Here is a 12,755-nt window from a genome sequence, read left to right on the forward strand (position 1 = left end):
CGAGATGACCACAGATCAGGAGTGTCAGAAGGCTAGCGTCGCGGGCATGGTCCGCTTGCAGACTTTGGCAGCGTTGAATAGTTGCGGCTATATCGACGATAAAACGGCCCTGCGGGTGCTAGAGTCGATGGACCAGATGTCGGAGATCGACCTGCGCTTCGATTCCGCGCGCGCGATGCTCGACTGGCTCATTCAAGAAGGTTTCCTGGATGAGCAAGCGGCGGAAGCGGCGGCGGTCCGTTTCGTGGAAACGCTGGAGACGGACAAGGCGCCCGAGGACTTGTTGCAGTACGAGTCGGTCGTCGGGCAGATCGACCCGCGTTTCCGGGCGCCATTCGCGGCGTTCGCCGCGCGCACGCGCAAGAAGGTGAAACGTCGCATGATCGGATATGCATCGGCGTTTTGCGTGATCTTCGCGGCGGTCGGGGCCTACACCCTCTGGTCGGCAAGCACGCCATCCTGCGCGGCAACCAGCACGAAGGACGCGCTGTTCCGGATCGGCGTCCAATCGAAGACCGATCTCGCCACGAAGCGTCCGGGCCTGTCGCTGAACGATGACCGCGATTTGACGCCACGATTTTCGGATTTCCAGGAAGTGGGCTACGACGATGGCGACAGATCGCGCGGTTGCACAGCGGTCATCAAAGCGGGGGAGGCGACGAGCCCCATAGGCTACGTGATCCGGCCCAGGGAAAAGAATGGTGAGTTCGAAGTGCACACCTATCCGTACGAATACGTGGCCGCGCGCTACAACGAGGCCGGGCTGAACAAGGCGCTGGGCGCCCCGCTCGGCCGCGACGCGATTCGCGCGGCGGTCATCGCGGGAATCAAGGGAATCGACGATCGCATGGGCAGACGGTCGCCGTCGTATCACAAACCGGTGTACGGGGAAGATGTGCCGAGGACGATGGAAGCGAGGGTCATCGGCGTGCTTCCGGCAGCGGATTGCCGCAGGATCGATGACCATTCCTACGCATGTCCGGTTTTGGTCGACTATAAGGACAATCTGTTGAGCGTTATCGGTGCGATGCCATACGTGCAGCTCAAGGGCGAATTCGTGTTCGAGCGGGATCGGGACGCCTGGAAAGTGGCGAATGGCTTCGATGACAAATTTCTGAACACGCTTGTGAACGGACGTGTGCGAAATACGCTAGGCGCGGACGCGGCCCAGAAAATGCAACAATCCATGGAAAGTAGGCCGTCTGCGCCGTAATCGAGTGTCGGCTGCGATGGGCGACGCGGAAAGTCGTCGAAGAACCGGACATTTATAATGCTCGCTTACCTCGACGCCTCTTTCCCATGCCCGACCTGCTCGCGAATCTGAATCCCGAACAACTCGCCGCCGTGACGCTCCCGGACGAGCCCGCGCTCATTCTCGCGGGCGCCGGCAGCGGCAAGACGCGCGTGCTCATCACGCGCATCGCGTGGCTGATCCAGCAGGGCTACGCGTCGCCGCCGACCGTGCTCGCCGTCACCTTCACGAACAAGGCCGCGCGCGAGATGATGGCGCGCCTGTCCGCGCTGCTGCCCATCGATACGCGCGGCATGTGGATCGGCACGTTTCACGGCTTGTGCAACCGCATGCTGCGCGCGCATTACCGCGACGCCGGCCTGCCGCAGACATTCCAGATTCTCGACACGGCCGACCAGCTGTCCGCGATCAAGCGGCTGATGAAAGGCCTGAACGTCGACGACGAGAAGTATCCGGCGAAGAATCTGCAGTACTTCATCAACAACGCGAAGGAGCAGGGCCTGCGTCCGAAAGACGTCGACGCCACCGATGCGTTCAATCGCAAGTTCGTCGAGCTTTACGAAGCCTACGATCAGCAATGCCAGCGCGAAGGCGTCGTCGATTTTCCCGAGCTGCTGCTGCGCTGTTATGAACTCCTCGCGCACAATCCGCCGCTGCGCGCGCATTATCAGGCGCGCTTTCGCAACATTCTCGTCGACGAGTTTCAGGACACGAACAAGCTGCAGTACGCGTGGCTCAAGCTGCTCGCGGGCGAGCACAACGCGATCTTCGCGGTCGGCGACGACGACCAGTCGATCTACGCGTTCCGCGGCGCGAACGTCGGCAACATGCACGATTTCGAGCGCGAATTCCGCGTGCGCAATCTCATCAAGCTGGAGCAGAACTATCGCTCGCACGGCCATATTCTCGATACCGCGAACTATCTGATCGCCAACAATGCCAACCGGCTCGGCAAGAATCTGCGCACCGACGCGGGACACGGCGAGCCGGTGCGCGTCTACGAGGCCGCAACGGATTCGCAGGAAGCGGGCTGGATCGTCGAGGAAATCAAGGCGCTCATCAATACGGGCGTGTCGCGCGGCGAGGTCGCGGTGCTTTATCGCAGCAACGCGCAGTCGCGGACCATCGAACATACGCTCGTGAACGCGGGCATTCCGTATCGCGTGTATGGCGGTCTGCGCTTCTTCGAGCGGCAGGAAGTGAAGCATGCGCTCGCGTATTCGCGTCTCATCGACAATCCGAACGACGACACCGCGTTCGCGCGCGTCGTCAATTTCCCGACGCGCGGGATCGGTGCGCGCTCCATCGAGCAAGTGGCCGACGCGGCGCGTCTCTACAACTGTTCGATGGCCGCCGCCGTGCCGTACGTCACCGGCAAGGCGGGCACGAGCCTCGGCGCATTCGCGACGCTCATCGCGAAAATGCGCGCCGAAACGCAGCAGATGAGCCTGCCGGAAACCGTCGAATACGTCGTGCGCGCGAGCGGTCTCGCCGCGTTCTACGAAACCGAGCGCGAGGGCCAGGATCGGCTCGAGAATTTGCAGGAACTCGTGAATGCGGCGGCGGCGTTCGTCAGCGAGGAAGGCTACGGGCTCGATACGCCCGCGCGCTCCATTCCGCTGCGTCCGGGCGCGTCGGCGCTGCCGGAGATCGTCAGCGAGGACGGCGAGATCGAAGTGCTCGATGCGCCCGGCATCGCCGATCCCGCGCAGAATCCCGACACGATGACGCCGCTCGCGGGCTTCCTGTCGCACGCATCGCTCGAAGCCGGCGACAACCAGGCGCAGGCCGGCCAGGACGCCGTGCAACTGATGACCGTGCACGCGGCCAAGGGCCTCGAATTCACGGCGGTGTTCATCACCGGGCTGGAAGAGGGCTTGTTCCCGCACGAGAACAGCGCGCAGGAATCGGACGGGCTGGAGGAAGAGCGGCGTCTCATGTACGTGGCGATCACGCGCGCGAAAGAGCGGCTTTATCTGTCGTTCGCGCAGAGCCGCATGCTGCACGGCCAGACGCGCTACAACATCCGTTCGCGTTTCTTCGACGAATTGCCCGAAGGCTCGCTCAAGTGGCTCACGCCGAAGATGGAGGCGGGCGCGCGCTGGGGCGGACGCGCCGACAACGCCGGCTGGGGCCGCGACTGGTTTGCGCGTCCCGGACAGGAGCGCGGCGGTTCTTCCGGCTATGCGCGGGATCAGGGCGCCAGCGCGGCATTGCCGTCGTTCGCCAACGAGCAGCGCGCGGCGGAATCCGGCTTCAAGGTCGGCCAAGCCGTGTTCCATACGAAGTTCGGCGAAGGCACCGTGACCGCGCTGGAAGGCTCGGGCGGCGACGCGCGCGCGCAAGTTCGCTTCAAGCGCCACGGCGAAAAGTGGCTCGCGCTGGCCGTGGCGAAACTGCAGGCCGTCGAATGAAGACGAAGCGGCTCGGCATCATGGCGGCGCTGCCGCAGGAACTGGGCGACCTCATCGCGCAGATGCGCTCGGCAGGCGAAGTTCGCACCGTGACGCTCGGCCAGCGCGAGTATTACGTCGGCGACGCGCATGGGCTGCCGGCCGTCGTCACGCTCGCGCGCATCGGCAAGGTGGCGGCGGCCGCGACCGCGAGCGCGCTCATCCATGTGTTCGAAACCGATGCCATCGTCTTCACAGGCGTCGCGGGCGGCGTGCGGGCGGACGTGCAAGTGGGCGATGTCGTCATCGCCGATGCTTTGCTGCAGCATGATCTCGACGCATCGCCGCTCTTTCCGCGCTACGAAGTGCCGCTGCTCGACCGCGCGCGCTTCGGCGCCGATCGCGCGCTTTCCGATGCGCTCGCCGCCGCCGCCGATGCGTTCATCGCCGACGAGGGCGGTACGCTGACGGAGCGCTTCGCCGTCGCCGGGCCGCGCGTGCATCGCGGGCTGATCGTGAGCGGCGATCGCTTCATCGCGGGCCACGACGCGCTCTTCGGCTTGCGCGACGCGCTGCCCGACGCGCTCGCGGTCGAAATGGAAGGCGCGGCCATCGCGCAGGTCTGCTACGAGCACGGCGTGCCGTGCGCGGTCGTGCGGACCATTTCCGATGCAGCGGACGCCGCCGCGCCGCTATCGTTCACCGAATTTCTGACGTCGATCGCCGCGACTTACTCGTCGGGCATTTTGTCGCGCTTTCTCCGCGCTGCCGGCTGATCGAGCGCCGAATCCCACGCGGACGCGGCTTTCCACGGGCCGCGCATCGTCGAAAATCCTGCTTGTAGTTGAGAATGATTCTCAATACAATGACTCGCACACCGTGAGGCAGACACAGGAGGCCCGACGACATGACCAACGATTTCACCGCCATCGGCACGATGGGCGAAGCGCGCCCGGCGTCCGAAAGCGGCGAGCGGGGCGAGCGTTGCGCTGTTTCGGCGAACGCCGCGAGAGTGCTCGAAACCACGCGCCGCGCGTGGACGGAGGCGACGGCGCAGGCGGCGCAGGCGGCGCAGGAGTTGGCTCGCCGCGCGCCACGCGCCACGCAGCCCAAGAAACGCGTGGTGCCGCGGTGTTCCCGCTGGCCGTCGCTCGTCGCCGCGCTCAACTACTGGAGTCCGAAACCGCTGTGAACGCCGCCGACCTCGCACCGAAATCCATCGAACTCGACGAGCGTCTTTTCGACGCGAGCCGATTCCCGCTCGTGCGCCTGCGTCCGCGCGCCGTGAAACCGGGCTATGCGTTCGCATGGGGCGCGCAGATGCGCCGTCTCGTGTCCCTCGCGACGCCTTTCGTTCTCGTGGCCGAGCACGACGCAAACGAAACCGCCGACGACGCCCGTCTGCGCGCCGCGTGGATGCGTACGCATCGCGCGATGCTGGCCGCGTACTGCCGCGGCCTGATCCTGATCGAACCGCGCATCGAGGCGCGCGCGAGCACGCGAGAAACGCTGCGCGCATTGACGGACGGATGCGGCGTCCGAACGGTCGTCGTGTCGAGCATGCGCGTCGCGGGCGAGCTTGCGCCGGTGCTGCTCAAGCACACCGCGTCCGAGGGCCGCGCCTCAGCGCGAACCCGGGCGCTCTGACGCGCCGGACCGATCAGGGCGCGCCCGGTCTGGCGCGGGTTGGACGGCTGCTCTATGCTCAGGGCTCAGCCAACGCCGCTTTGCAGAGGACGCGCATGCCGACTTACCGAGAAGCGTATCGACGGTCGATCGACGAGCCCGAAGCGTTCTGGGCCGAACAGGCCCGTCGCATTCACTGGCAGACGCCGTTCGAGCGGGTGCTCGACCGCAGCAAGCCGCCGTTCGCGCGGTGGTTCGTCGGCGGCAAGACCAATCTGTGCCATAACGCCGTCGACCGGCATCTCGCGTCGCGTGCGCAACAGGACGCGCTCGTCTACGTATCGACGGAAACGGGCATCGAGCGCCGCTACACCTACGCCGAGCTGCACGCGGAAGTGAACCGCATGGCAGCCGTCATGCGCTCGCTGCACGTGAAGAAGGGCGATCGCGTGCTCATCTATCTGCCGATGATTCCCGAAGCGCTCTTCGCGATGCTCGCGTGCGCGCGCATCGGCGCGATCCACTCGGTCGTGTTCGGCGGCTTCGCGGCGCCGAATCTCGCGGCGCGCATCGACGATGCCGAGCCTGCGCTCATCGTCACCGCCGATGCCGGCGCGCGCGCGGGCAAGGTGATCGACTACACGCCGCTCGTCGACGAAGCGCTCTCGCGCGCCGAATACAAGGTGCCGCAAGTGCTCTTGATCGACCGGCAACTCGCGCCCGAGCGCTTGCAGGCGAGTTATCTCGTCGCGTACGAACCGCTGCGCGAGCAATTTTTCGACGCGCACGTGCCGTGCGAATGGCTCGAATCGAACGAGCCGTCGTACGTGCTCTACACGTCCGGCACGACGGGCAGGCCGAAGGGCGTGCAGCGCGATGTCGGCGGTTACGCGGTCGCGCTCGCCGCATCGATGGAGCACATCTTTCAGGGCGCGCCGGGCGACACGATGTTCACCGCATCGGACATCGGCTGGGTCGTGGGGCACAGCTACATCATTTATGCGCCGCTGATCGCCGGCCTCACGACCGTGATGTACGAAGGCACGCCGATTCGTCCCGACGGCGGCATCTGGTGGCGGCTCGTCCAGCAGTACAAGATCAATCTGATGTTCACCGCGCCGACCGCGATCCGCGTGCTGAAGAAGCAGGATCCGGCGCTGATGGAGAAATACGATCTGTCGAGCCTGCGCACGCTGTTTCTCGCGGGCGAGCCGCTCGACGAGCCGACTGCGCACTGGATCCAGAGCGCGTTGAAAAAGCCCGTCATCGACAATTACTGGCAGACGGAAACCGGCTGGCCGATGATCGCGATTCCGCGCGGCATCGAAGAATTGCCGTCGAAGCTCGGCTCGCCGGGCGTACCGTCGATGGGCTTCAATCTCACGCTGCGCAACGAAGCGACCGGCGATGCCTGCGCGCCCGGCGAGAAGGGCGTCGTCACGCTGGCGTATCCGCTGCCGCCGGGCTGCATGCAGACGGTGTGGCGCGACGACCAGCGCTTCGTCGACACGTACTGGAAGAGCGTGCCGAATCAGATGGTCTATTCGACCTTCGACTGGGGTGTGCAGGACGAGGACGGCTACGTGTCGATCCTCGGCCGCACCGACGATGTCATCAACGTGGCGGGGCATCGGCTCGGCACGCGCGAGATCGAAGAGGCCTTGTCGGCGCATCCGGCGGTCGCGGAGGTCGCGGTGGTCGGCATCGCCGATTCCGTGAAGGGGCAGGCGGCCGCGGCGTTCGTCGTGCTGCGCGATGCCGATCGCATCAATGCGCCGGGCGCGCGCGAGGGCATGGAAGCGGAGTTGTGTCACGCGGTGGATTCGCAGCTCGGCGCGATCGCGCGTCCGGCGCGCGTGCATTTCGTGACGATGCTGCCGAAGACGCGTTCGGGGAAGCTGCTGCGACGCGCGATCGCGGCGTTGGCGGAAGGGCGCGATCCGGGCGAGCTGCCGACGATCGAGGATCCGGGCGCGTTGATGCAGGTGAGGGAGGCGTTGGGAAACTGAGCGCCCAAAACACAACGGGCACGCGGTCCGGCGTGCCCGTTGTGATCGTCATCGCGTGCGCTCAGGCCTTCGCCTTCCCCTCATGCGTCTTCGGCAACAACACCGTCAACACGCCCAGCAACGGCAGGAACGCGCAAACCTTGTACACATAATCGATGCTGGTCGCATCCGCGAGATGCCCGAGCACCGCCGCGCCCACGCCGCCCATGCCGAACGCGAATCCGAAGAACAAGCCCGCGACCATCCCGACCTTGCCCGGAATCAGTTCCTGCGCATACACGAGAATCGCCGAGAACGCCGATGCCAGCACGAGCCCGATGATCACCGACAGCACGCCCGTCCAGAACAGGTTCGCGTAAGGCATCAAGAGCGTGAACGGCGCGACGCCGAGAATCGACACCCAGATCACCGCCTTGCGCCCGACCTTGTCGCCGACCGGACCGCCGATGATCGTGCCCGCCGCCACCGCCGCGAGGAACACGAACAGATGGATCTGCGCGGCCTGCACCGAGATGCCGAACTTGCTGATCAGATAGAACGTGAAGTAACTCGTGATGCTCGCCAGATAGAAGTACTTCGAGAACACGAGCAGCACGAGCACGCTCATCGCCATGACGACCTTGTTGCGCGGCAGCGTCGCGTGCGCGGTCTGCGCGCGGCCCTTCTTCGTCGCCGGATGACGCTTGTACCAGCGGCCGATATTCGCCAGCACGAACATCGCGACGAGCGCGGCCACCGAGAACCACGCGATGCTCTTTTGCCCGTGCGGGATGACGATCAGCGCGGCGAGCAAGGGACCTAACGACGAACCGGCGTTGCCGCCGACCTGAAAGAGCGACTGCGCGAGACCGTGCTTGCCGCCCGACGCCATGCGCGCCACCCGCGACGATTCCGGATGAAACACCGACGATCCGCAGCCGACCAGCGCCGCCGCGATCAAGAGCGTGCCGAAGCTGCCCGCGACCGACATCAGCAAGAGACCCGACAGCGTGAAGCCCATGCCGACCGGAAGCGAATACGGCTTCGGATGCTTGTCCGTGTACAGGCCGACGAGCGGTTGCAGCAGCGAAGCCGTCACCTGATACACGAGCGTGATGAGGCCGATCTGTCCGAACGTGAGCGCGAATTCGCTCTTGAACATCGGATAGATCGCCAGAATCAGCGACTGGATCATGTCGTTCAAAAGGTGCGAAAAGCTGATCGCGCCCAGAACGGAATAAACGGTGCGTTGCGCGCCCGCTGATGTCGCGGCGGAAGCGTTGGCAGAAGCGTTGGCGGAAGCGCCGGCCGATGCGCCGGAAGGCGACAAAGCGCCCTTGTCGATGCTCGTTTGCATAGTGATGGCTTGTGAAAGCAGGAAAGCGTCTCGGAATCGATCTTTTGTCAGTGCGACATTTATGCGCAGACTGAATTTCTGACAAGTGTAGGCTGTCCCCGACGCGTTGTCCTGCCAAGCTTTGTCGCGAATCGGACAGGATCGGCAGCGAATCAAGCTGCGATTTCGTCGCACGCAAGGTTTTTTGGCCGGTTATAAGAAGCGACGGCGGAGCGAACGAACGTGCGCTCCTGCTAAAAAAAGGCTCAAGAAAGCCCGCAAACCTGCCGTATTCCCGGCAGGGATCAGACCAGGACACGCCTCACGACGGCCCAGTCCAAAGAACAAATTCGGGGATTCGATCGATGGAACTGTTTTCGCTACGCGGCGCAAAAGACGCGGGCTTCAAGGCGCATGACGAAGCGAAGCGCACGCTATCAGTCAAGGCATCGCTCAGGCTGGCTTTCGGACTCGTGCTCGCGGGCACGCTCGTCATCGGCGCAATTTCGCTCACGCAGATCAGCCGTCTGAACGGCGCGACCGAATCCATCTACACGCAAGGCTACGTCGCGAGCCGCGCGGCCGAGGAAACGCGCGGCTATCTGCTGCGCGCGAGCCGGTCGCAGAAGATGCTGCTCACCGCGAGCACGGCGAAAGAGCGCGACGATCTCGGCGCGCAGATCGAGCAATCGCTCGCCGAAATCGGACGTGAACAGGCGCAGCTCGCGCAATACATCGATCACGCCGACAAGGACGCGCTCGCGCAGCAAAAGAACTTCTCGATCGCGCTCGGCAAGTGGGCCGAGAATCTGCGGACGTTCGTGAAGCTCGTGAAGGAGCAACCGCTCGATCTCTCGCAGATGAACTGGCAAGTCGGCATGCAGGACGTGTCGCTGCTCGTCGAAACGGGCAAGCTCGAAAAGATGGTCGATGAACTCGTCGCGCGCCGCGGCGCCGCAGCCAAGGCGACGATCGAATCCGCCGCGTTCATCTTCCATTCGTCGTTCGTGATGGTGTCGGTGCTGACGCTCGCGTTGTTCGCGCTCGCGATCGTCGTCTCCGAATGGGTCGTGCGGCGTCTCGCCGGCCAGCTCGGCGGCGAGCCCGGTTATGCGAAGGACATCGCGCGTCGCATCGCATCGGGCGATCTCGCGTATCCGGTCAAGCTCAAGCGTCGCGACGACGCGTCGATGCTTCACGCGCTCTCCGAAATGCAGGCGGGACTGTCGTCGACCGTCGGCGATATCGCGGCGAGCGCGGAGGCGATCGCTTCGGCATCGAGCGAGATTTCGACGGGCAACGTCGACTTGTCGCGCCGTACCGAGGAGCAGGCCGTCGCGCTGGAAAAAACCGCGGCCAGCATGGAGCAGCTCACGTCGACGGTGCGTCAGAACGCCGACAATGCGAAGCAGGCGAGCACGCTCGCGGCGAGCGCGTCGGAGATCGCGGAGAAGGGCGGCGCGGTCGTGGGCCGCGTCGTCGAAACGATGCAGCGCATCGATGCGAGCGCGAAGAGCATCGGCGACATCATCGGCGTGATCGAGGGCATCGCGTTCCAGACCAACATCCTCGCGCTGAACGCGGCGGTCGAAGCGGCGCGCGCGGGCGAGCAGGGACGCGGCTTCGCGGTCGTCGCGGGCGAGGTGCGCAGTCTCGCGCAGCGTTCGTCGTCGGCGGCGAAGGAGATCAAAGGGCTCATCGATACATCGGTGTCGCGCGTGTCGGACGGCTCGACCTACGCGCAGGAAGCGGGCGCCACGATGGAGGAAGTCGTCAAGGCCGTGCGCCGCGTCACGGACATCATGGGCGAGATCTCGGCGGCATCGGCGGAGCAGAAGACGGGCATCGAGTCGATCGGCGAGGCCGTCACGAAGATGGACGCGAACACGCAGCAGAACGCCGCGCTCGTCGAACAGGCGGCGGCCGCCGCGCAATCGCTCGACGATCAGGCGCGCGCGCTCAAGTCGCTCGTCGGAAAATTCCAGTTGGCCTGACGCAAGGCTTGAGGATAGAATCGCGGACGGGCGCGGCAGGGCGCCCGGTCTCGCGAAAGTCTTACGCACCTGCCGTGCAGCACCTCAACTTTGGATCGAACCGCAACGTCGAACCTTTATAGCCGCAGCGAGAACGGCGCAACAAAGGAACAACGTCATGTGGTCTACATCCTGTCCGATCTCTTCTTCCGTTTCCAATAGCGACTATCTGCGCGAACATGCGCGGCGTCTGCTTCGTCACGCCCGCGACGGCGATACGAGCGCGTCGATGCCCGTTCTGCGCCGCCTGCTCGCGACGAACGTCACGCGCGCGGAACGCCTCGCCGATCTGCACGCGATGCGCGACGATCTGCAACTGAAGCATCTGCTTTCGATGCTCGCCGTCGAACTCGGCTACCCAGGCTGGGACGCGTGCAAATCCCACATCGACGAACAGCCGGACGCGGCGATCGACCGCTATCGGCTCGACGCCGGCGCGTTCAACGACTACGAGAAGAACTGGTTTGCGAACGAATCGGAAGCACGCGAATGGCAGCGCGCGCACGGCGGCTATATCGTGCGATACGGCGAGCAGGCCGTGGCGATTCTGAAGCGGGAATAAGGCGGAGGAAGGGGTCTGCGCGCAAGAAGGAAGCCGCTCAGATGAGCTCGACTTCCTTCCAGTTCGCGCTAAAGAAAAAACGGCTCAGCTCCTTCGTGAGCTCGTTCAGTGCGCTCATCTCGGCGGGCGAGATCTTGCGCACGTGTTGCGGCGAGGTCCAGTCGCCGTAGATCAGCGCGACGGTCGTATCGTTCGATTTCACCGGCAGCACGACGAACGCCTGCGCTTCGCCGAGCGTCTCCTTGTACCAGCGCGGCAGGCGGGCGTCGATGCGCGCGTCGTGCGCGTTCTCGATGAAGATGCCGACCGGATTGCTGATCGCGAGATGAAACACGTCGGGCCGGAACTCCGCCGAGAAGCGCAGTTTCGGCAACATCGGCTCGACGCCCGCGCCGAGGCCGAGACGCGCGTGGAATTCGTTGTTGGCCTGGCGCACGAACACCACGGTGCGCGACAGATGCAGGCTGCCGAGTATCGATTCCGACGCGAGCGCGAGCGCCGGCGCGAGCGCATTCTTCGACGGCAACGAGCGCAAGTCCGCGACGCTCGCGCCGATGCGCGCCTCCGCCGATACGTTCGCGCGCGCCATGGCATCGGCGTTGGCCTGCAGCTCGGAGATCTCGCGCATCACGCCGTCGCTCGCTTCTTCGTTCGCGAGCGCGAGGCTCATCGACGTGAGCGTGTCGGCGTCGGTGTTGAGCGGTCCGGTGTAGCGGTTCGCGATATCGAAGAGCACCGATTCGCGGCCGTCCGCGGCCACGTTTTGCGCCGTGAGCGCGTCCGCGACTTCGGTCGAATAGTTGGAGATCGCGCGCAGCCAGCGAACGTGCTTCGGCACGGTTTCATCGACAGGCGCGTTCGGATCGGTCGCGCGCATGCCTTCGCGAATCGTCTCGGGCAGACGCCAGCGGTCCGCCGCTTCGAGGCCGATCTCGTCGAAGGTGACGCCGAGCAGCGCGGCACAGGCGGCGCTGTCGGGGATGTTTTCCGAAGCGGCCTTGCGGCGCAACTGATCCCACTCGTGTTCGAGATAGAACGCGACGAGCAGCTTGCCGATCTGCCGCATCAGCGTGCAGACGACCGCTTCCTCGGCGGAGCGCAAGTCCTTGTGCTCGGTGAGCTGCCGCGCAACCGCGCCCGAGAGCAGGGTGCGGTTCAGTTCGAGCTTCGCGTCGATACGGCGCGGCGCGCTCTGATGGAAGTGGTCGACGAGCTTCAACCCGACGACGAGATGACCGACGGCGTCCATGCCGAGCACCATCAACGCGCGCGTGACGGTGGTGATGTTGCCGCCGAACGCGATGTACATCGCCGAGTTGGCGAGCCGCAGCACCTTCTGCGTGAGGCCGACGTCCGACAGCACGACTTGCACGAGGGACGTGAAGTCGAGGTCGTCATCGCTCATTGCGGACACAGTCGAGCGCAGCGCCTGAGACAGCATGGGGAAATCCCCGCGCTCGCTCATGCGCGACCACAGCTTGTCCAGTAGTTCGGCCTTGGTGCGTGCCATTGCAAAAAATAAGAACTCGTTCGTTACGCGACGGCTAACCCGAGGCGGTCCTGCA

At 64.8% G+C, this 12,755-nt stretch carries 10 protein-coding genes; 8 read left to right on the forward strand and 2 right to left on the reverse strand.

Annotated features, from left to right (window positions below; all coding sequences use genetic code 11):
• The first annotated feature begins 4 nt into the window (after positions 1-4).
• The 6 genes from BG60_RS22820 (at position 5) to BG60_RS22845 (ending at position 7,280) form a co-directional block, all read left to right on the forward strand.
• Positions 5-1,213, forward strand: coding sequence for a hypothetical protein (locus tag BG60_RS22820; RefSeq protein ID WP_152563229.1), 1,209 nt, complete (start codon positions 5-7; stop codon positions 1,211-1,213).
• 86 nt (positions 1,214-1,299) lie between these two features.
• Entirely contained in the window at positions 1,300-3,666 is a 2,367-nt protein-coding gene (locus tag BG60_RS22825) for a UvrD-helicase domain-containing protein (RefSeq protein WP_034473021.1), read from the forward strand.
• Positions 3,663-4,421: a 5'-methylthioadenosine/adenosylhomocysteine nucleosidase gene (locus BG60_RS22830; protein ID WP_034473023.1), complete on the forward strand. Its 759-nt coding sequence runs from the start codon at positions 3,663-3,665 to the stop codon at positions 4,419-4,421. The genes BG60_RS22825 and BG60_RS22830 overlap by 4 nt, the downstream gene beginning before the upstream one ends.
• A gap of 131 nt (positions 4,422-4,552) precedes the next feature.
• The gene (locus BG60_RS22835) at positions 4,553-4,837 is read left to right on the forward strand and encodes a hypothetical protein (protein WP_034473025.1); all 285 of its coding nucleotides are present in this window, start codon (positions 4,553-4,555) and stop codon (positions 4,835-4,837) included.
• Positions 4,834-5,292, forward strand: a complete 459-nt coding sequence (locus BG60_RS22840; protein ID WP_034473027.1) for a hypothetical protein — start codon at positions 4,834-4,836, stop codon at positions 5,290-5,292. The genes BG60_RS22835 and BG60_RS22840 overlap by 4 nt, the downstream gene beginning before the upstream one ends.
• Before the next feature lie 95 nt (positions 5,293-5,387).
• On the forward strand, positions 5,388-7,280 hold the full coding sequence (locus tag BG60_RS22845; protein ID WP_034473029.1) for a propionate--CoA ligase: 1,893 nt from the start codon (positions 5,388-5,390) through the stop codon (positions 7,278-7,280).
• 61 nt (positions 7,281-7,341) lie between these two features.
• Here BG60_RS22845 and BG60_RS22850 read toward each other — a convergent pair whose 3' ends face one another.
• Positions 7,342-8,616: an MFS transporter gene (locus BG60_RS22850; RefSeq protein WP_008341940.1), complete on the reverse strand. Its 1,275-nt coding sequence runs from the start codon at positions 8,614-8,616 to the stop codon at positions 7,342-7,344.
• 344 nt (positions 8,617-8,960) lie between these two features.
• Between BG60_RS22850 and BG60_RS22855 the strand changes: the two genes are divergently transcribed.
• Together BG60_RS22855 and BG60_RS22860 are read left to right on the forward strand one after the other, a co-directional pair.
• Positions 8,961-10,589, forward strand: a complete 1,629-nt coding sequence (locus BG60_RS22855) for a methyl-accepting chemotaxis protein (RefSeq protein ID WP_034473030.1) — start codon at positions 8,961-8,963, stop codon at positions 10,587-10,589.
• Positions 10,590-10,746: 157 nt separating this feature from the next.
• Positions 10,747-11,190, forward strand: a complete 444-nt coding sequence (locus tag BG60_RS22860; protein WP_008341938.1) for a hypothetical protein — start codon at positions 10,747-10,749, stop codon at positions 11,188-11,190.
• Positions 11,191-11,227: 37 nt separating this feature from the next.
• Here BG60_RS22860 and BG60_RS22865 read toward each other — a convergent pair whose 3' ends face one another.
• The gene (locus tag BG60_RS22865) at positions 11,228-12,700 is read right to left on the reverse strand and encodes an HDOD domain-containing protein (RefSeq protein ID WP_008341937.1); all 1,473 of its coding nucleotides are present in this window, start codon (positions 12,698-12,700) and stop codon (positions 11,228-11,230) included.
• Between the last annotated feature and the right edge of the window lie 55 nt (positions 12,701-12,755).

Origin of the sequence: Caballeronia zhejiangensis (genome assembly GCF_000698575.1) — a bacterium.
GTDB classification, from domain to species: Bacteria; Pseudomonadota; Gammaproteobacteria; order Burkholderiales; family Burkholderiaceae; genus Caballeronia; species Caballeronia zhejiangensis.